This window comes from Hydrotalea sp. AMD, from assembly GCF_004100315.1.
GTDB lineage: Bacteria > Bacteroidota > Bacteroidia > Chitinophagales > Chitinophagaceae > Hydrotalea > Hydrotalea flava.
Map to the genome: position 1 here is coordinate 121,339 of NZ_SCKY01000007.1, position 19,847 is coordinate 141,185.

The window sequence follows — 19,847 nt, forward strand, 5'->3', positions numbered from 1 at the left end:
CTGTAAGCTTTATAAGCTTTGTATAGCAATTTGCAGTGTTGTTTTTGAATGGTTGGCTCATTTTTTAATTGTAACCTTATGAAGTATCTCATCCTTAGTACAATGGTTGGAATGGTATTTTTTTTGACTGCCTGTAATAATTCTGCCACAGAACAACATGTTAAAACCGATAGTATGGCCTCCAAAAAAGACTGGTGGAAAGAAGTAGTAGTATACCAGATTTACCCACGAAGTTTTAAAGACAGTAATGGAGATGGAGTAGGCGATTTAAAAGGTATTATTTCTAAATTAGATTATATTAAAAGCTTAGGAATTGATGTGGTTTGGCTGAATCCAATATTTGAATCGCCCAATAAAGACAATGGCTATGATATTAGTAATTATGAAGCCATTATGAAAGATTTTGGAACCATGGCCGATTTTGATACCCTGTTACATGGCATGCATGAGCGGGGAATAAAGTTGGTATTGGATTTGGTGGCTAACCACAGCAGCAATCAAAACAAATGGTTTATTGAAGCACGCAAAAGTCGTAAAAACCCATATTATAATTATTACCATTGGTGGCCTGCAGAAAAAGGCAAACCGCCGTTCCGTCAGGGTTTTTTTGATATAAACGGCAGTGCATGGACTTTTAATCCGGCAACCAATTCTTATTACCTGCATTATTTTAGCCAATACCAACCCGATTTAAACTGGGAAAATCCAAAAGTGCGTGAAGAAATATTTGATATGATGAAGTTCTGGTTTAATAAAGGTATTGATGGCTTTAGAATGGATGTTATCCCATTCATATCGAAGGATACCAGTTTCCCGGTAATAACGCCTGAAATTTTAAAAGAAAAATACAATGGCGATTGGGCACAATACTATGCCAGTGGTCCCAATTTACATGAATATTTACGCGAAATGAATGCACAGGTGCTGAGTAAATACACTGATATGTCGGTAGCCGAAGGTGCCGGCGTTACTTTAGAAACAGCGAACAAATTTGTTGATGCCAACAGACATGAATTAAATATGCTATATAATTTTGATGGGGTAAGTTATGGTTATGTTCCCGGTAAATTTAAAACGCCGGAACCGGATGGATACAAACTTCCCGGATTTAAACAAATTTATACCCGTTGGGATAGTGTTTTTGCTACTAAAGGCTGGGGTACCATCTATTTGGGAAACCATGATCAACCCCGTATGGTAACGCGTTGGGGCAATGATAGTCCCGAATTTAGAGAGCCATCTTCTAAAATGCTCACCACATTTTTACTTTCTATGCGGGCTACTCCTTATTATTATTTTGGCGATGAGTTGGGCATGTGTAACATAAAATTCGATAAAATTGATGATTATCGAGATATTGAAACACTCAATATGTACCAGCAAATTAAAAATAAAGGCGGCAATTTGCAAGAATTTTTAAATGCACAAAAAATATCGGCAAGGGATAATGGTAGAACACCATTTCAATGGAGTAATGCACCCAATGCCGGTTTTACTACCGGTACGCCATGGATTAAAGTAAACCCCAATTATGCAACCGTAAATGTGGAAGATGAGGCAAAAGAGCCTAATTCATGTTTGAATTACTTTAAGAAAATGGTGTTACTTCGTAAAACATATAAAGATGTTTTGGTGTACGGAAAATATCAATTATTAGATCCTGATAATCCAAAAATTTATGCTTACACCAGAGGTAATGGCGCTAATAAGGTTTTGGTTATTTTAAATTTTAGTAAAGACCATGTGGGTTGGGATATTCCTGAAGGCATGCAGGTAAAACCAACCCCGCTTATTAATAACTACAATTCTTTCTTGCCCGGCAAAACCATTTCAATGGAGCCTTATCAGGCAGTAATTGTTGGTTTACAATAAATACAAATCTATTCAATAAAAATATCCGGTAACTTCAAAAGCTGCCGGGTATTTTTATTTTGTTCTTCCTCAATAGCTATTAATGCGATTTTAAAAAAGCCAAAGCTTTTGCATTGGCATCATCCGTAGCTGCCTTATTATAAATGGGGTTAGATGGGTTGGCAAAGCCATGTCCGGCATTGTATCTGTACACAGTTAATTTTTTTCCGGCAGCCTTCATGTTCTCTTCAAATTGGGTAACTACTTCCGGATTTATGCCTTGATCCTGATTGGCAAAAAACCCAATTACATCACAATTCAAACCTTTTAAACGCTCAATTTTGTTTTCAGGTCGGCCATAGTACATTACACAACCAACCGCTTGTTTACCGGCCAATAAAGCTGCTTGTAAGCTCCAACCACCACCAAAACACCAGCCAATAGTATAAATTTTTGCTTCTTTACCTGCATAGGCAATAGCTCCATTCACAATGGCATCTAATCTATCGGCACTGGCATTGCGCATATACACCATGGCACTATCGGGTGTAGTGGCCACTTTTCCATCGTACATGTCAGGCGCCAAAACATTTACATCACCAAGCTCAGAATATAACTTGTCAGCTTCATTTTTAATATTATCGTTTAAACCCCACCATTCCTGAAATACCAAAACCCATTTTTTGGTAGGATTTTTAGCTTTAATAAAATAGCCGGAGGCCATTTTTCCATGAGCAGTAGCAAATTGAATGGTTTTACCCAATGCTTTAAAATCTTTTAATATAATTGGGTTTGGATGTAATTTGCCAAAACCTGGTTTGGCTGCATCTAACTCAATTAACTGGCGGGTTTCCGCATTAAAACAACTGATATAACATTCCGGAGTTAAAGGATCCGGTTCTTTTTGTTTAAGCGTTGCACTTAACAAAAGTGCGGTAACAAAAGCTGTACCGGCAAGTAACATAAGTTTTTTCATAAATTTTTTTTGGTTTGTGAACGATGTACCAATTCATTCCGTTTTTATTGGCACGATTGGTATTCTTTAAAATTAAATAAAACTTCTTTTATTTAAATTTTGTTCGCTTGTTAACACAAAATACAATGAACTGTTTAATTTTTCTACAGCCATTTTTTAGAGAGAAAAAATTGCCGTAGGTTTGTGCGACCTCCAAGAGTTATCATTTCAACTTTTTTCAATTCTCTTAAGGTCTGTTGGTTACACAAAAGCCGGCTTTTGTTAATGAAAGGTGTAATTGTATTCGTTTTTTATGTAATGTTATTTGCTGAAACGCTTTTTGTGCAGGTAAAAGTTTAAAACAACATCCATTTTTTATGGCCAAATATATATTTGTTACCGGAGGGGTAACAAGCAGTTTAGGAAAGGGTATTATTGCAGCCAGTCTTGCAAAACTATTGCAGGCTCGTGGTTTTAGCGTAACTATCCAAAAATTCGATCCATACATCAATGTAGATCCCGGTACTTTAAACCCTTATGAACACGGCGAGTGTTTTGTTACCGAAGATGGTGCAGAAACCGATTTGGATTTAGGCCATTATGAGCGGTTTTTAAATATTTATACCTCACAAGCTAATAATGTTACAACGGGTAGAATTTATCAAACCGTTATTAATAAAGAAAGAGCCGGCGATTTTTTAGGAAAAACCGTACAGGTAGTACCACATATTACCGATGAAATAAAACGCAGAATGTTATTGTTGGGTAAGGATGGTAAGTTTGATATTGTAATTACCGAAATAGGTGGTACCGTGGGCGATATTGAAAGCCTGCCTTTTATTGAAACTGTACGTCAAATACAATGGGAATTACCTGAAGAAGATGTGGTGGTAGTTCATTTAACTTTAATACCCTATTTAAAAGCTGCAAAAGAACTGAAAACAAAACCAACACAACATAGCGTTAAAATGCTCAGTGAAACAGGTGTGCATCCAGATATTATTGTATGTAGAACGGAAGAAGCACTGAATGATGATATAAAACGCAAAATTGCTTTATTCTGTAATGTAAAAAAAGAAGCAGTAATTGAAGCCATGGATGCTGCTTCTATTTATGAAGTGCCACTGTTAATGCAAAGTGAGGAATTAGATGTGATATGTATGAATAAATTACAAATTACTTCTAAACAGGAACCTAAATTAGATGAATGGATTTCTTATATAGATAAAATAAAATATCCAAAAGGGAAAGTAACGATTGGGCTTATTGGCAAATATATTGAGTTACAAGATGCTTACAAATCCATTCTAGAAAGTTTTATACATGCCGGTGCAGCGAATGAAGTAAAAGTACAGGTTGTAAATGTGCATAGCGAACATATTACAAAAGAAAATGTAGCCGAAAAATTGGAGGGTCTGGATGGGCTGTTGGTTGCGCCAGGATTTGGTAATCGCGGTATTGATGGAAAAATTTTTGCCGTGCAATATGCCCGGGAAAATAAATTGCCATTTTTTGGTATTTGTTTAGGAATGCAAATGGCAGTGATAGAATATGCACGAAACGTATTGGGTGTTAAAGATGCACATTCGTTAGAAATGGAACCCAATACCCTTAATCCGGTTATTAATTTAATGGAAGATCAAAAACAAATTACCTCAAAAGGAGGTACCATGAGGCTGGGTGCATATCCTTGTGCTATTAAAGAAGATACTTTGGCTTTTGATATTTATAAACAAACTTTAATTAGTGAAAGACATCGGCACCGTTATGAATTTAATAATGCTTACAAAGAAATTTTTGAGCAAAATGGTATGATTGCGAGTGGAATTAATCCTGAATCAGGGCTTGTAGAAATTGTGGAGTTACCGGCACATCCTTTCTTTATCGGTGTACAATACCACCCTGAATTAAAAAGTACTGTAGAGAAACCGGCACCACTATTTGTGCATTTTGTAAGGGCGGTAAAAAAATATCATGAAGCAAAAAAACAATTGAAGTTAAATTCTCCAGCCATACAGGATGCATTGATATAAATATTCAATTTTTTTAAATACTTGAACGTGCAATATGTTAAATCATATTGTTCGTTTTTTTTGAGGAACATTTAAAATGATATTTGCTTTCAACGAATATCATTATATTGTTGTGTGAAAAAGAGTAGGATGAAATTGGTTAGATAAATTTATTTTATATGAAAACATTTTTTTTATTTTTTCTTTTCTTTATTTCATTCAATTTAATGGCACAGCCTCCTCAGGGCATTCATTGGAATAAAGCAGGAAACACAGTTTTTACCGTGCAGGATAATAATATTGTGGCTACGCAATTCCCTGCCATGGAAAGCAGTACTTTAATCAGCGCTGCCGAATTAACTCCAACAGGTGCAACTGAACCACTTGCTGTTCGCAATTTTTTCTTTAGCAATGATGAAAAAAAATTGTTGATTTATACCAATTCTAAAAAAGTTTGGCGCTATGATACCAGAGGCGATTATTGGGTGTTGAATCTGATAAACAAAAAACTAACCAAATTAGGAAAAGGGAGGCCGGCATCTTCACTCATGTTTGCAAAATTTTCACCCAATGGCAATAAAGTGGCCTATGTTTGTGAACATAATATATATGTGGAAGATTTAAATACAAATGCTATTAAAGCCTTAACAACTGATGGTAATTATTTCTTAATCAATGGTACATTCGATTGGGCTTATGAAGAAGAATTTTTTTGCAGAGATGGTTTTCGTTGGAGCCCGGATGGTGCTAAAATTGCCTACTGGCAAATTAATGCAAAAAATACCAGAAATTATTTAATGATTAATAATACCGATTCAAGTTACCCTTTCATAAAACCCGTAGAATACCCCATTGCAGGTCAGGCACCTTCACCTTTTAAAATTGGTGTGGTTGAAATTGCCACTGCTAAAACAAAATGGATGCAGATTCCTACAGATCCTGTGTTGCAATCATATGTTCCTCGAATGGAATGGGCAAACAATAATAAAGAATTGATTTTGCAACATTTAAACAGAAAACAAAATGTTTCTGATATTTTACTTTGCAATATAAAAACAGGCCAGCCAAAAACCATTTATCATGAAACCGATAGTGCGTGGATTGATATTTTGGCACTATGGGATGAAGATTATTCTTATGGCGGATGGGACTGGCTCAATAACGGTGATGCATTTTTGTGGGCCAGTGAGAAAGATGGATGGCGTCATTTATACAGTATTCGTAAAAATGGCAAATCAGAACTAAAAATTACAAATGGTAATTATGATGTAATGGGTATTAGCGCAATTGATCAAAAAAATGGATACGTCTATTTTTTGGCTTCCCCTTTCAATGCAACTCAAAAATATTTATACAGAACAAAATTAGATGGAACTGGAACGGCAGAGCGTTTATCGCCCGAAAACCAAAATGGTTTTCATGAATATGCAGTTTCACCAACAGCTCTTTTTGCTGAACATATTTTTTCGAACCATTATACACCTTTTGTACGCGAATGGATTTCATTACCCAATCATCAGGGTTTAGATGGTAATTTGGTGAATACTGCTATTGCACAGGCCGATCCTGCTAATTCTAATGTTCAATTTTTTAAGATAAAAAATAAAGATGGGATTGAGATGGATGGTTGGAAAGTGATGCCAGAACATTTTGATTCTACCAAAAAATATCCGGTTGTATTTTATGTGTACACCGAACCCTGGGGTCAAAATGTAAAAGATGAATATGGCATTGCCCATAATTTTTTGTATAATGGAAATATGTCAAAAGATGGTTATATATATATATCCATCGACAATAGGGGTACTCCTGTGCCGAAAGGCCGTGAATGGCGGAAATGTATTTATAGAAAAATTGGCCGCTTAAATATCAGCGATCAGGCAGATGCTGCCAGCCAAATTTTGCAATGGCCTTATGTTGATACTTCCCGAATTGCGGTATGGGGTTGGAGCGGGGGCGGTTCGGCTACTCAAAATTTAATGTTTCAGTATCCAAATATATATAAAACCGGTATTGCAGTAGCAGGCGTTGCCAGTCAGTTTACTTACGATAATATTTATCAGGAACGTTATATGGGTTTGCCACAGGAAGATAGCGCCGATTTTGTTGCCGGTTCTCCTATTACTTATGCAAAAAATCTACAGGGTCATTTGTTATTGATTCATGGTACAGGCGATGATAATGTACATTATCAAAATATGGAACTGCTTGTAAATAAATTGGTGAAATATGGTAAACAGTTTGATATGATGAGTTATCCCAACAGAACGCATAGTATTTCTGAAGAGCCTGGAACCAGAGAACACTTAATTCATTTGTATACCCGCTATTTGCAGCAGTATTGTCTTCCGGGGCCACGCTAAAAAGCAATAATTGTACAATTTTTAAATGGATATTATAAAATTGTAAATTTTGGTCATAATTGCCTGATCAATGAATATTTAGGGAATAGCCTAAGCGCATTCAGTTGTCAATCCCTACCTTTGCCGCTCAATATTTTTTCAATATGAATTTTGACAAGAATACGATTATTGGTTTTGGTTTGTTAGCAATTTTATTTTTTGCGTTTTTTTGGATGAATAATCAGTCTCAGCAGGAAATGCTGAAACAGCAAAAACATGTGCAGGATTCTATTGCACGGGTCAATGCGCTTCGGCAAACCCAGGATCCGGAGGCCATTGTAAAAGATTCATTGAAACAGGATTCATTGATTAAATTATCAACTGCAGGAAATTTTGCAACCGCAGCCATTGGCAAAACATCATTCGATACAGTTGAGAACGATGTTATGAAAATTGTATTCTCCAATAAAGGTGGAAGAATTGAATCTGTAATATTAAAAAATTACAAATCATACAACGGCCAACAGGTTATGTTGGGTTCAACGAATGACATTTTAGGTTATAATATCAATACCGGTAACAATAGCTCAGCCAACACCAATGATTTATATTTTACTCCATCTGCTATTATAAAAAACACTGATGGCACACAAACCATTCAATACACTTTAAGTGATGGTGCAGGACAAAGTATTGTACACAGTTTTGTGATTCAGCCTAATAATTACATGGTGAATTGGAATATTACTATGCAGGGAGCCAATCGTTTGTTAACGGGCAATGAAATGAATTTTATATGGGTTGATCATGCTCAGCAAATGGAACGCTCTGCACACTATGAACGGATAACCAGTAATTTATGCTTTTATGAAGGTGGAAATTTTGATTATTTATCTTCAAAAGAAACCCATCAATTCGAAAAACCGGTAAGCTGGTTTTCTAATGTACAACAATTTTTTAATGTAACATGGGTTGCAAAAAACGATTTTAGCGGGGGTGAAGTAAAGTGGAAGAGAGAAACGGATGACTCTTCAAAAACTTTATTTACCAGCACCGCTAACCTGCACGTGAAAATACCTGCAGAGGCATCTGTAACAATTCCCATGCAATTGTATTATGGACCCAATGAATATGCCATATTAAAAAAAGAAGCCAAGGGCATGGACCAAATTGTTAACCTGGGTAGAAGTTTATATGCTTTTGTAAGACCTATTAACTTATATGTTATTATGCCTGTATTTAACTTCTTTGCCGGGTTTATTAGTAATTACGGATGGGTTATTTTCTTATTAACGCTTTTTATACGTTTAATCACTTCTCCATTAACCTATAGCAGTTATTTAAGTGGTGCAAAAATGAAAGTTTTAAAGCCTGAGTTAGATGCATTGAAACAAAAATTTGGAACAGACCAGCAGGGATTTGCAATGGAACAAATGAAGTTGTATCGGGAGGCGGGCGTAAATCCATTGGGAGGATGTATTCCGGCGCTGCTGCAAGTGCCCATATTCTTTGCATTGTATAGTTTTTTTAATTCTAACATTGCATTGCGTGGACAGCCATTTTTATGGAGTAAAGATTTATCCTCTTACGATGTAATAGCCCGGTTACCTTTTAGTTTACCTTTTAATTTTGGTGATCACATCAGTTTGTTTACCATTACGGCTGTATTAACCAGTTTCTTTATTTCTATTTATAATATGGCATCTACGCCAACGCAGGATAATCCGGCACTAAAATACATGCCATATATTTTTCCATTTATGATGTTGTTTTTCTTCAATGGCATGCCATCAGCTTTAACATGGTATTATACCGTTTCAAATACAGTTACCTTAATATTACAGTTCATCATTCAAAAAAGGATTATTGACCACGATAAAATTTTAGCAAAAATTGATCAAAAACGTAAATCGCCGAAAGCCAAAACAAAAAGTAAGTGGCAGGAACGGTATGAACAAATGATGGAATCGCAGAAAAAAGTGCAGGAATTAAAAGAAAGAACTCAAAAGAAAAAATAGTAAAAAATTCTGTTAAGATAGTTTTAGAGACTGTTTGCAATAAGCCTTACAGTCTCTTTTTAATTTGAGATAAGTTAAGAAATTTGGCTTATTAAAATTTGTAATCAATTTTTACTTGCAGCTTACTTGGTTGGTTTATGAGCTGAATTAACAGCTTCTTTAAGTAAATCATTGTAATTTGTAAGTACATTAGCTTTGCATTATTCATTAACGCTGTATCAAATACATTTTATTTAAATTGAAAATTATGAAACTAATTTTGGTGGCTTTATTTTTTCCATCAATTTACATTTTTTCGCAGCAACGTACTGTTGCTGAATGTACCATTTATTTTCAAAATGTAATTGATGTAAATCAGTCTGCTAACCCTTATTCTGCAGCAAACGAAGTAGTACATAAAACGGTATACATAAAAGGGAATAACAGTAGGGTAAATGTGGTTAGTCCATCTTATCAAATTTCTACTATTATTGATCAGTCAACCGGCAAAGTAGTGGTGTTAAGAAGTTTTGGAAATAACAAGTACATGACTGCATTAACCAAAACACAATGGGTGGCTGCCAATAAAAAGTTTGCAGGCATTCAATTTGTTCCTTTACCCGATACCAAAACCATATTGGGATATAATTGTAAAAAAGCACAACTTTTACTGCAAGATAGTTCTGTATATACACTTTACTATGCAACCGCTATAGTTCCATCAGTAAAAGATTTTGAATATGAATTTAAAGATGTACCCGGATTTGTACTTGAGTATCAAGCAGAAGACAATAAAAAGAATAAAGTACATTTTATAGCAACAAAAATCAGTTTAGATCCTGTGTTACTTTCAGAATTTGAATTGCCCACCAAAGGGTATAGAATTATCAATTATTAGTTAGTTATTGGAGAAGGTGTTTTAAACTTGGGAACATGCACTTTAAATTTATAAGGAAAAACATAAGTCGTATTTCCACTTTTGTATTGCATGATTGAATTTACCTCGGCACCCGAAGCGTAATTCTGAGTTTTAAGAATATGTGTACCATTGTATTCTAAACCAGCCTTAATAAGTGAAAGGGAGAAAGTTTTATGGCTGTAATGGCTTAAGTTTTTTAAAGAATACTTACTGCTGTTTTTTGATTCATCTGTTGTGCCACTAAATGTAATAGCAGCAACAGCACATTTCGTAACAATAATGAATAGTGTTAGAAAAGTCAGTTTGGATATGAATCTGTTGTTAAACATTTATACAAAATTATACATTTTTTACAATTTTTAACAATTTTCTTTTTATTAATTGATTTTTAACAAATTTCTTTTCCAAAATAATGCCAAAATTGTAAAACTTTTACTGTACATTAGATAAACGTTACATCTATGAGAGATCCATCCTACCACGACGAAGACAGAGATTCATTAAGAGAACTGCTACAGCAGTATCAAAACTTAAAAACAGGTCGGGGCCATTCTTTTCTGGAAGAGGAGGCGTTTGAAAAAATTGTGGATTACTATGACGAAAGGGATGATTTGAATGAAGCATTTAAAGCCGTTGAAACCGGCTTAGAACTGTATCCATACTCATCCCACCTGATGATTAAGAAAGCAGACTTGTTAATTGCCCGCAGAAAGTATGCCCAATCACTTGAATTATTGGAAAAAGCGGAATTGTTTGATAGTACAGACATCAATTTATATATTCTAAAAACAGACGCGTATCTGGCACTAGATCAACAACCTAAAGCAGTAGAGCTTTTGGAAACAGCCCTTCATTTATTTGAAGGAGAGGAAAGAATTGATTTATTGTTTGAGTTGGCCGATGTTTATGATGATTATGAAGAGTTTGATAAAGTATTTGACTGTCTGCAGCTAATTTTGGAAGAAGACCCAAACAATGAAGAAGCACTGTATAAAATTTGTTTTTGGACAGATTTTACCGGAAGGAATGAAGAAAGTATCAAAATCCACCAAAAAATTATCGATAATTATCCATACAATGAAATTGCCTGGTTTAATTTGGCAGCAGCATTTCAGGGGCTGAAGTTGTATGAAAAAGCCATTGATGCTTATCAATATGCATTGGTGATTGATGAAAAGTTTGAATATGCATACAGAAATATGGGCGATGCATATTTACGCTTACGCAAATACAAGGAAGCAATTGAAGCACTGGAAAAAGTATTGGAATTGTCTCGCCCGGAAGACGTAATTTATGAAGCCATTGGGCATTGTTACCATAAAATGGGTCATACTGCGCAAGCCCGGTTCAACTATAAAAAAGCGGTTCATCTCAATACAGATGATAGCAAGCTGCATTTTAAAATTGCCACCACCTATATGCAAGAAGGGCAATGGAATAATGCCATCAAACATTTAGAAAATGCACTGCGCATACAACGCAATGTGGCAGAATATAATTTGGCTATGGGTGAGTGTAAATTGCACCAGCAGCAATTTAAAGAAGCCTTGTTTTATTTTGGTTATGTAGTAAAACATAAACCCAAAAAAATAGCCGGTTGGGAGGCTTTAATTCGTTGTCTGTACATTGCCGGTTATTATGAAGAAGCTGCAGGGCAATGTTTACAGGCCATGAAAGCTGCAGAACAAAAGCCATTGTTTATATTTTATCAGGCAGCTTGTTCATTTGCGCTAAACAGAGGCAAGGAGGGACTTTTATACTTGGAGAGTGCTATGGAAAAAGCACCCAGGCAACTGAAAAAGTTGATTGAACTGGCCCCATCGTTATTACAAAACAGTAAGGTGATTGATATTATTGCCAGATACAAAAAAGGGAAAAAATTTTAACTATTCTATTCCAATTTTCTATAATTAAAGCAATTCACTTACCCGAATTGCTTTAATTTTGCGCCCAATTAATAACAGCCCCATGAATTATAATCTAACGCAAATCCCTGAAAGGATGAAAAAGCCCCGTAATCATGGTATTACCATGGTAATGGATAAAGGCCTTAGTATGAATGAAGTTGAAAATTTTTTAAGCGTCGCGGGTCCACATGTTGATATTGTAAAATTAGGTTTTGGTACTTCTGCAGTTACGCCCAATTTAAAAGAAAAAATTAATTTATACCATCAATACAACATGCCCATTTATTTTGGGGGTACTTTGTTTGAAGCTTTTTTAATACGCAATCAAATAGATGATTATATTGCTATTTGTAAGGAATATAATATCACTTATATGGAAGTGAGTGATGGCTCCATTACCATTCCTCACGCTGAAAAATGCGGATATATTGAAAAATTAACCAAATATGGAACCGTTTTAAGTGAAGTTGGAAGTAAAGATGCTACCAATATTATGGCGCCATATAAATGGATTGAATTGATGCGTGCAGAATTAGAAGCAGGCGCTTCTTATGTAATTGCCGAAGCCAGAGAAGCCGGTAATGTAGGTATTTACAGAGACAGTGGAGAAGTTAGGCAGGGTTTAGTTGCTGAAATATTAACACAAATACCTGAGGAAAAAATATTATGGGAAGCGCCACAAAAAGCACAGCAGTTGTATTTTCTTCAATTATTAGGCTGTAATGTGAACCTTGGTAACATTGCTCCCAATGAAGTAATACCATTAGAAGCCATGCGAATTGGCTTAAGAGGCGATACTTTTGATTTATATCGTAACAAGTAATTGAGTGCATTAAATTCAACATTCATTATGCGCATATTTGGTTTAATTGGTTATCCATTATCGCATTCTTTTTCAAAAAAATATTTTGATCAAAAATTTGCATCAGAAAATATTACTGATGCAAATTTTTTTCTGTATCCTATTGAAAAAATTGAAGGCATTACTGATTTATTAAAAGCAACACCCAATTTGAAAGGGTTGGCCATTACCATTCCCTACAAAAAACAAATTATTCCTTATCTGCATGAATTGAGTCCTGCAGTTCAAAAAATGAATGCCTGCAATTGTATTCATATTCAAAATGGTTTGCTGAGTGGCTTTAATACAGATGTTATCGGGTTTAAAAATTCTTTTCTCAAAAAGAAAGCGGCACATCATACCAAAGCAATGATTTTGGGAACCGGTGGAGCCGCGGCTGCTGTAGCATTTGTATTGGATGAACTGTGTATACCGTATATATATGTTTCAAGAAAACCATCTGCTGCCAATAACAGCATTCATTATTCTGAATTAGATGATGCTATGATGCAGAACTATACAATCATCATCAATACTACACCGTTAGGCACATTTCCGAATATTCAATTTTTTCCGCCCATACCATATCATTGTATCAATGAGCACCATTATTTGTTCGATTTAATTTATAATCCGGCAGAAACGATTTTTTTACAAAAAGGCAGAGAAAATGGTGCCATTACGCAAAATGGGTATGATATGCTGGTGATTCAGGCAGAAGAAAACTGGAAAATATGGAATGGTTAATGACTCAGTTTTTCCAATGCTTTTGAAGGAATTGGCGCTAACTTCTTCAGCGCATAATGATAACACAACATGCCGGTTTTAGCAGTACCTGCCAATATCCATTCGTTTGCATTTTTGATAGAAATTTTATAAAACAAATCAAAACCCATAGCATCAATTCTGGAAGTTGCTACATCAATCTGAATGGTATCGCCATAATGCAGTTCCTTTTTAAATTCAATGACTGCATCACGCATTATTAGTCCAACACCTTCCATATCTAGTTCACTATAGCCTAGTGATTGCAGGTATTCCATTCTTGCTTCCTGTAGTAATGCCAAAAATCGGTCATTACCTACATGTCCACCATAATTCATGTCGGTTACTCGTATTTTCATTTCTGTGGAAAATGGAAATACATCCGGCAGTTGCAGTTTAACTCTTTTCATGTTGAAGGCTTTCTAAAAAAGCAACCATTTTATCGATGGCTTTTTTACGGTGACTAAATTTATTTTTTTCTGCTATATTCATCTCCGCAAAACTATGGTTACTCCCCTTTGGAATAAATATGGGGTCATATCCAAAACCCTGAATTCCTTTAGGTGCAAGTGCAATGGTGCCTTCACAAATTCCTTCAAAATAATGCACATGATTATCCATTATTAAACAAATTACTGTTCTAAATCTGGCAGTGCGATCATTTTTGTTAGCCAATTCCTGCAACAGTTTTTCATTGTTTTTTTTATAGTCTCTTTCAATGCCTGCATATCGTGCACTTTTTACACCCGGAGCACCCTCTAAGCTATCTACTTCTAGTCCGGTATCTTCACTAAAACAGTTTTTGCGTGTCATCTCAAAAATGGTATGGGCCTTTTTATGCGCATTTTCTTCCAATGTATCGTAGGGTTCTTCAATTTCGATTGTTATATCTGCTTCAAGTAAGCTCATTACAAGGTAAGGGGCCGGTAAAACTTTTTGTATTTCTTCAACTTTATGTTGGTTGTTGGTGGCAAATAGGAGCGTTTGCATAAAAATTGACAGGTTATTTTAAGTTAAATAGGTTCTTCAAACTTAACCAAAGTTTTCTTTTTTCTTCTTTTGTAATAGCATCATCAGGTAAATAAGTGCTGAGGGGCTTTGCCGGTAAAAAACTGCAATTGCTATGCTTTTGCATTCGATAGGCAGGTACAACAAATGGTAAATCAAGGGTCTGCATATCTGATAAAAACATGATGCAATAATTCGACTGTAATGTTTGCTGTAATGCTTTGAAAGTTTGTATTGTTGTATACTGATTTACGATTGCTACATCCCCTATATTCAGTTTGCAGGCTAAAAGTATATTACTTAAAAATTGCAGCCATTCTTCTCTAATAAAAGGAACGGTTTCATCCCATACTAAAATGGCAATTTTCTTTTTATTCTCTCCTAAAAATGGCAATACAGTTGCATTGTCTAAATTATTGTCTGCCTGAACTACCTGTTTTTTGTTGGGTTGTAGTGTTGTTGTTGCAGTTTTTTCTTTCAGATGCTCCTGAATGGGTGCATTTTGTGGTTGGTCATTTATATTTGGATTATCTATAATTACCAATGTATCTTTGTACATGGAAGCAATATAGTCTGCAGGTAACTGTATATCTTCAAATTTCATCGGAATTAATTTTAAATAAACACTTGTTAGTTTTTTGTTTCTTTGCACCAAAAATATAAAGATATGATAAAGGCATCAGGCTTTCCTGTTACAAAAGTTGTGCACAGTAGGTTAAGCAATTTAAGTTTAGAGAATATCCCATTTGGGAAATACTTTTCTGACCATATGTTTATGGCTACTTATAAAAATGGGGCATGGCAGGATCCGCAAATTATTCCATATCAATCATTACAAATGGAGCCCTCCCTGGCCGCCTTGCATTATGGCCAGGCTATATTTGAAGGCATTAAAGCCTACAAACATGCTTCCGGAGAAGCCTTTATTTTTAGGCCTTACGATAATTTTATACGATTTAATTTATCGGCCGAAAGAATGTGTATGCCGGAAGTTCCTGAATATATTTTTATAGATGGCATGCATCAGTTACTGGCTATTGATAAAGACTGGATTCCGGCAAAGGCGGAACATGCGTTATACATTCGGCCGGTTATGTTTTCTACAGATGTTACACTGGGCGTAAAGCCATCTGAAAGCTATACTTTCATTATTTTATTAAGTCCAACAGGCCCCTATTATGCCAAACCCATGAAAATATTTGTGGAAGAAACCTATACTCGTGCTGCCCGCGGTGGCGTTGGTTTTTCAAAAAATGCAGGCAACTATGCCGGTAGCATGATGGCTGCCAAAAAAGCCAATGAAATGGGGTATGATCAGGTACTTTGGACAGATGCTGTTGAACACAAATGGCTACAAGAAGTGGGCATGATGAATGTGGTTTTTGTTATTAATAATATTGCCATTACACCTTCGTTAGAAGAAGGTACCATACTAAATGGCGTTACTAGAAACAGTGTTTTGGTGTTGTTGCAAGAAATGGGTATACCGGTGGAAGAAAGAAAAATAAACATAGATGAAGTAACGGTAGCCTATAAAAATGGAACATTACAAGAAGTATTTGGAACAGGAACGGCAGCAACCATAGCCCTTATAAAAGAATTACGTTATAAAAATGAGCAAATGGTTTTTGATACCGACAATTGGAAAATTGCCCCGGCCATTCGTGAAAAACTCAATCAATTACGCTATGGAAAAGTGGCAGATACCCATGGCTGGCTGTATAAAATTTAGCTTTTTATGCTGCTAACGCCATCTTTTAAATAAATTTTATCTTTTAAGATTTTTCTTTTTGGAATTTACGACAAGGGCTATTACCTTTGCCGTCCTAAAAATTAAATAAAGTAGAATGCCTACTATACAACAATTAGTTAGAAAAGGCCGCGAAATTATCAGGGCTAAAAGTAAGTCAAGAGCATTAGACGCTTGTCCACAACGTCGTGGTGTTTGTACCCGTGTATACACTACAACACCTAAAAAGCCAAACTCAGCTTTACGTAAAGTGGCCAAAGTACGGTTAACAAATAAAATTGAGGTAATTGCTTATATACCCGGTGAAGGTCATAACCTACAGGAGCACTCTATCGTTTTAATCAGAGGCGGTCGTGTAAAAGATTTACCCGGTGTTCGTTACCATATTGTAAGGGGTAGTTTAGATACTGCCGGTGTTAAAGACAGAAAAAAGAGCCGCTCTAAATACGGTACAAAGAAAGAAAAAGCAAAAAAATAAATCAGTTAAACAGCTAATTTTTATATAACATGCGTAAAGCACAAGCCAAAAAATTACCTATAGCACCCGACGGTAGGTTTAATGATAAACTAGTAAGCCGTTTTATCAATAATATAATGTGGGATGGCAAAAAAAGTACTGCCATTAATATATTTTACGATGCCATCGATAAAGTGTCTAAAATGACCAATGAAGATGGTTATGAAGTTTGGAAAAGAGCTTTAGCTAATATTACTCCTGCTGTAGAAGTACGCAGCCGTAGAATTGGAGGTGCTACTTTTCAAATTCCTTCTGAAGTGCGCCCCGACAGAAAAATATCTTTAAGTATTAAATGGATGGTGCGCTACAGCCGCGAAAGAAACGGTAGAACCATGGCCGATAAACTGGCTAATGAAATTATTGCTGCCAGCAAAGGGGAAGGAGGTGCATTCAAAAAGAAAGAAGATGTGCATAGAATGGCCGAAGCCAACAAAGCTTTCTCACATTTCAAAGTGTAAATAAAAAATAACATAGAAAAAGGCTGCCTGTATCAGGTGGCCTTTTTTATTGGTAGAAGCTATAAGAAATGATATTGGTTGCTAATTTCTTGACATATAGTCATTATTCTCAATAAAAAACATAGTTTCATTCCTCGAATTGCTTTACAGTTAACCCATCAATTGCATATTTGAGCAACTAATCATTAAATCTTTGATTAAAATCTTGTAGAAATTCCTAAATCCCTACCTTTGCCGCCTGAAAAAAAATAAACAATCACTTTATGGCGGATTTGAAATTTCAACGCAATTTTGGTATTGCCGCTCACATTGATGCCGGTAAAACCACAACTACCGAGCGTATCCTACGGTATACCGGTATGATACATAAAATTGGTGAGGTGCACGATGGCGCTGCCACTACCGACTGGATGGAACAAGAAAAAGAAAGGGGTATTACCATTACCTCAGCAGCAGTAAGCTGTCAATGGAATTTTCCAACCGTATTAGGTAAAGTTACCCCTGAAACAAAAAAATATTATTTTAATATTATTGATACTCCCGGACACGTTGACTTTACTGTAGAAGTAGAACGTTCAATGCGAGTATTAGATGGGTTGATTGCCTTGTTTTCGGCTGTGGATGGTGTAGAGCCACAATCAGAAACCGTATGGCGCCAGGCCAATCGTTACAAAGTACCTCGTATTGGTTTTGTCAATAAAATGGACCGTTCCGGTGCCGATTTCTTAAATGTGGTAAAACAGGTAAGAGAAATGCTCGGAGCCAAAGCTGTACCATTACAATTACCCATTGGGGCAGAAGATAATTTTAGAGGGGTTGTAGATTTAATTAAAATGAAAGGCATTGTATGGCATGCTGAAACAGAGGGAATGACTTTTGATGAAATTCCGGTGCCCGAAGATATGTTGGAAGAAGTAAATTTCTGGAGACAAAACTTAGTTGAAGCGGTTGCAGAATACGATGATCATTTAATGGAAAAATTCTTTGATGATCCGAATACCATTAGCGAAGATGAGGTTCATGAAGCCATTCGTAAAGCTACTATCGATTTAAGTATAGTGCCCATGATGTGTGGTTCTTCTTTCAAAAACAAAGGCGTACAAACCGCATTAGATGCCGTTTGTAGATATTTGCCTTCTCCTGTTGATATTGAAGCGGTAACAGGTATTAATCCTGATACCGGCTTAGAGGTAAGCCGTAAACCCGATGCCAAAGAGCCCTTTGCAGCCCTGGCTTTCAAAATTATGACTGATCCATTCGTAGGTCGTTTGGCTTTCTTCCGCTGTTATAGTGGCCATTTAGATGCCGGCAGCTATGTATTAAACGTAAGAAGCGGTAAAAAAGAGCGTATCAGCCGTATTATGAAGATGTTTGCCAACAAGCAAAACCCAATCGATTTTATTGAAGCGGGCGATATTGCTGCTGCAGTTGGTTTCAAAGAAATTAAAACCGGAGATACACTTTGTGATGAAGCGCATCCAATTGTACTGGAAAATATGTTTATTCCTGAGCCAGTTATTGCCATTGCCATTGAGCCTAAAACACAAGCCGATGTGGACAAAATGGGTATGGCCATTGCCAAATTGGTAGAAGAAGATCCTACTTTGCGTGTAAACACAGATGAAGATACCGGGCAAACCATTTTGCGTGGCATGGGAGAATTGCATTTGGAAATTATTCTTGACAGGATGCGCCGCGAATTTAAAGTAGAAGTAAATCAGGGTGCACCACAGGTAGCATACAAAGAAGCCTTCCAGGCAACCATTCAACATCGCGAAATATTGAAAAAACAAACCGGTGGTCGCGGTAAATTTGCCGATATTCAATTTGAAATTGGCCCCGCCGATGAAGAATGGTTAAAAGAAAATGAAGGAAAGAATTTCCAATTTGTAAACGATATATTCGGAGGTTCTATTCCCCGTGAATTTGTACCTGCTATCCAAAAAGGTTTTGAAACAGCAATGGGAACCGGTGTATTGGCAGGATATCCGGTTAATAACATGAAAATCAGAGTTTTTGATGGTAGTTATCATGACGTGGATTCAGATTCTATGTCGTTTGAACTATGTGCTAAGTCCGGATTCCGTGAAGCAGCCAAAAAAGCCAAACCGGTATTATTAGAACCCATTATGAAAGTGGAAGTATTAACTCCAGATCAGTACATGGGTGATGTAACCGGCGACTTAAACCGCAGAAGAGGAATGTTGGAAGGAATGGATAACCGTAACAATTTACAGGTAATTAAAGCCAAAGTTCCATTGAGTGAAATGTTTGGTTATGTAACCCAATTACGTTCTTTATCTTCAGGTCGTGCTACTTCCACCATGGAATTTTCTCATTATGCACCTGCTCCAAATAACGTAGCAGAAGAAGTAATGGCCAAAAATAAAGGGAAAGTAAAAGTAGAAGATTAGGATGTAGAACAAGTAAATACATCATAAAGAGCCACATTTTAAAGCGTGTGGCTCTTTTTTTTAGCAGCATTTATCCTAACAAAAAAATATTTCGCTTTTCTTATAAATATT

The 19,847-nt window shown here is 35.9% G+C and carries 17 protein-coding genes; 12 read left to right on the top strand and 5 right to left on the bottom strand.

What is annotated here, in order from left to right; genetic code table 11:
• Positions 1–78 precede the first annotated feature (78 nt).
• On the top strand, positions 79–1,872 hold the full coding sequence (locus EO766_RS06815) for a glycoside hydrolase family 13 protein (RefSeq protein WP_081299021.1): 1,794 nt from the start codon (positions 79–81) through the stop codon (positions 1,870–1,872).
• A gap of 79 nt (positions 1,873–1,951) precedes the next feature.
• Here the strand turns inward: EO766_RS06815 and EO766_RS06820 are convergent, their stop codons facing one another.
• Positions 1,952–2,827: a dienelactone hydrolase family protein gene (locus tag EO766_RS06820; RefSeq protein WP_075051549.1), complete on the bottom strand. Its 876-nt coding sequence runs from the start codon at positions 2,825–2,827 to the stop codon at positions 1,952–1,954.
• A 356-nt stretch (positions 2,828–3,183) separates the two neighbouring features.
• Here EO766_RS06820 and pyrG point away from each other — a divergent pair, with 356 nt between their 5' ends.
• From pyrG to EO766_RS06840, 4 genes are all read left to right on the top strand, one after another.
• Positions 3,184–4,839, top strand: a complete 1,656-nt coding sequence (gene pyrG / locus EO766_RS06825) for a CTP synthase (protein WP_075051550.1) — start codon at positions 3,184–3,186, stop codon at positions 4,837–4,839.
• 158 nt (positions 4,840–4,997) lie between these two features.
• Positions 4,998–7,181, top strand: a complete 2,184-nt coding sequence (locus tag EO766_RS06830) for a S9 family peptidase (RefSeq protein WP_075051551.1) — start codon at positions 4,998–5,000, stop codon at positions 7,179–7,181.
• Positions 7,182–7,324: 143 nt separating this feature from the next.
• Positions 7,325–9,178: a membrane protein insertase YidC gene (gene yidC / locus EO766_RS06835; protein WP_075051552.1), complete on the top strand. Its 1,854-nt coding sequence runs from the start codon at positions 7,325–7,327 to the stop codon at positions 9,176–9,178.
• A gap of 247 nt (positions 9,179–9,425) precedes the next feature.
• Positions 9,426–10,055: a hypothetical protein gene (locus tag EO766_RS06840; protein ID WP_287100814.1), complete on the top strand. Its 630-nt coding sequence runs from the start codon at positions 9,426–9,428 to the stop codon at positions 10,053–10,055.
• Here the strand turns inward: EO766_RS06840 and EO766_RS06845 are convergent.
• Positions 10,052–10,405, bottom strand: coding sequence for a hypothetical protein (locus tag EO766_RS06845; RefSeq protein ID WP_287100815.1), 354 nt, complete (start codon positions 10,403–10,405; stop codon positions 10,052–10,054). The two genes, EO766_RS06840 and EO766_RS06845, sit on opposite strands and share 4 nt — an antisense overlap.
• A gap of 132 nt (positions 10,406–10,537) precedes the next feature.
• On the opposite strand from EO766_RS06845, the gene EO766_RS06850 reads away from it, so the two are divergent.
• The 3 genes from EO766_RS06850 to EO766_RS06860 all read left to right on the top strand — a co-directional run bounded on the left by EO766_RS06850 (position 10,538) and on the right by EO766_RS06860 (position 13,571).
• A complete protein-coding gene (locus EO766_RS06850; protein ID WP_287100816.1) occupies positions 10,538–11,962 on the top strand; it encodes a tetratricopeptide repeat protein in 1,425 nt (474 codons plus the stop codon).
• Between the two features lie 82 nt (positions 11,963–12,044).
• A complete protein-coding gene (locus EO766_RS06855; RefSeq protein WP_218331441.1) occupies positions 12,045–12,806 on the top strand; it encodes a phosphosulfolactate synthase in 762 nt (253 codons plus the stop codon).
• A 27-nt stretch (positions 12,807–12,833) separates the two neighbouring features.
• Positions 12,834–13,571 (top strand): shikimate dehydrogenase family protein, encoded by a 738-nt coding sequence (locus tag EO766_RS06860; protein WP_218331440.1) that lies wholly within the window; start codon positions 12,834–12,836, stop codon positions 13,569–13,571.
• On the opposite strand, the gene EO766_RS06865 is transcribed toward EO766_RS06860, so the two are convergent.
• Genes EO766_RS06865 through EO766_RS06875 form a run of 3 tightly spaced genes read right to left on the bottom strand, consistent with a single transcriptional unit; the run spans position 13,568 to position 15,201 of the window.
• On the bottom strand, positions 13,568–13,999 hold the full coding sequence (locus EO766_RS06865) for an acyl-CoA thioesterase (protein ID WP_287100817.1): 432 nt from the start codon (positions 13,997–13,999) through the stop codon (positions 13,568–13,570). The two genes, EO766_RS06860 and EO766_RS06865, sit on opposite strands and share 4 nt — an antisense overlap.
• Positions 13,986–14,579: an RdgB/HAM1 family non-canonical purine NTP pyrophosphatase gene (rdgB, locus tag EO766_RS06870; protein ID WP_075051462.1), complete on the bottom strand. Its 594-nt coding sequence runs from the start codon at positions 14,577–14,579 to the stop codon at positions 13,986–13,988. Before rdgB ends, EO766_RS06865 begins: the two co-directional genes overlap by 14 nt.
• A 13-nt stretch (positions 14,580–14,592) precedes the next feature.
• Complete coding sequence (locus EO766_RS06875) at positions 14,593–15,201, bottom strand: hypothetical protein (protein WP_287100818.1); 609 nt, start codon at positions 15,199–15,201, stop codon at positions 14,593–14,595.
• A gap of 63 nt (positions 15,202–15,264) precedes the next feature.
• Between EO766_RS06875 and EO766_RS06880 the strand changes: the two genes are divergently transcribed.
• The 4 genes from EO766_RS06880 to fusA all read left to right on the top strand — a co-directional run bounded on the left by EO766_RS06880 (position 15,265) and on the right by fusA (position 19,736).
• A complete protein-coding gene (locus EO766_RS06880; RefSeq protein WP_075051464.1) occupies positions 15,265–16,329 on the top strand; it encodes a branched-chain amino acid aminotransferase in 1,065 nt (354 codons plus the stop codon).
• Between the two features lie 115 nt (positions 16,330–16,444).
• Positions 16,445–16,825: a 30S ribosomal protein S12 gene (gene rpsL, locus EO766_RS06885; RefSeq protein ID WP_068242627.1), complete on the top strand. Its 381-nt coding sequence runs from the start codon at positions 16,445–16,447 to the stop codon at positions 16,823–16,825.
• Positions 16,826–16,854: 29 nt separating this feature from the next.
• Positions 16,855–17,322: a 30S ribosomal protein S7 gene (rpsG, locus tag EO766_RS06890; RefSeq protein ID WP_068242621.1), complete on the top strand. Its 468-nt coding sequence runs from the start codon at positions 16,855–16,857 to the stop codon at positions 17,320–17,322.
• A gap of 263 nt (positions 17,323–17,585) precedes the next feature.
• Positions 17,586–19,736, top strand: coding sequence for an elongation factor G (fusA, locus tag EO766_RS06895; RefSeq protein WP_075051465.1), 2,151 nt, complete (start codon positions 17,586–17,588; stop codon positions 19,734–19,736).
• The last annotated feature ends 111 nt before the right edge of the window (positions 19,737–19,847 follow it).

What these genes read in the sequence shown, in the direction of transcription:
- yidC (WP_075051552.1), top strand. Translation starts at nt 7,325, where the DNA reads ATGAATTTTGACAAGAATACGATTATTGGTTTTGGTTTGTTAGCAATT.
- EO766_RS06815 (WP_081299021.1), top strand. Translation starts at nt 79, where the DNA reads ATGAAGTATCTCATCCTTAGTACAATGGTTGGAATGGTATTTTTTTTG.
- rdgB (WP_075051462.1), bottom strand. Translation starts at nt 14,579, where the DNA reads ATGCAAACGCTCCTATTTGCCACCAACAACCAACATAAAGTTGAAGAA.
- EO766_RS06880 (WP_075051464.1), top strand. Translation starts at nt 15,265, where the DNA reads ATGATAAAGGCATCAGGCTTTCCTGTTACAAAAGTTGTGCACAGTAGG.
- EO766_RS06875 (WP_287100818.1), bottom strand. Translation starts at nt 15,201, where the DNA reads ATGAAATTTGAAGATATACAGTTACCTGCAGACTATATTGCTTCCATG.
- EO766_RS06845 (WP_287100815.1), bottom strand. Translation starts at nt 10,405, where the DNA reads ATGTTTAACAACAGATTCATATCCAAACTGACTTTTCTAACACTATTC.
- EO766_RS06820 (WP_075051549.1), bottom strand. Translation starts at nt 2,827, where the DNA reads ATGAAAAAACTTATGTTACTTGCCGGTACAGCTTTTGTTACCGCACTT.
- rpsG (WP_068242621.1), top strand. Translation starts at nt 16,855, where the DNA reads ATGCGTAAAGCACAAGCCAAAAAATTACCTATAGCACCCGACGGTAGG.
- fusA (WP_075051465.1), top strand. Translation starts at nt 17,586, where the DNA reads ATGGCGGATTTGAAATTTCAACGCAATTTTGGTATTGCCGCTCACATT.
- EO766_RS06850 (WP_287100816.1), top strand. Translation starts at nt 10,538, where the DNA reads ATGAGAGATCCATCCTACCACGACGAAGACAGAGATTCATTAAGAGAA.
- rpsL (WP_068242627.1), top strand. Translation starts at nt 16,445, where the DNA reads ATGCCTACTATACAACAATTAGTTAGAAAAGGCCGCGAAATTATCAGG.
- EO766_RS06855 (WP_218331441.1), top strand. Translation starts at nt 12,045, where the DNA reads ATGAATTATAATCTAACGCAAATCCCTGAAAGGATGAAAAAGCCCCGT.
- EO766_RS06865 (WP_287100817.1), bottom strand. Translation starts at nt 13,999, where the DNA reads ATGAAAAGAGTTAAACTGCAACTGCCGGATGTATTTCCATTTTCCACA.
- pyrG (WP_075051550.1), top strand. Translation starts at nt 3,184, where the DNA reads ATGGCCAAATATATATTTGTTACCGGAGGGGTAACAAGCAGTTTAGGA.
- EO766_RS06830 (WP_075051551.1), top strand. Translation starts at nt 4,998, where the DNA reads ATGAAAACATTTTTTTTATTTTTTCTTTTCTTTATTTCATTCAATTTA.
- EO766_RS06860 (WP_218331440.1), top strand. Translation starts at nt 12,834, where the DNA reads ATGCGCATATTTGGTTTAATTGGTTATCCATTATCGCATTCTTTTTCA.
- EO766_RS06840 (WP_287100814.1), top strand. Translation starts at nt 9,426, where the DNA reads ATGAAACTAATTTTGGTGGCTTTATTTTTTCCATCAATTTACATTTTT.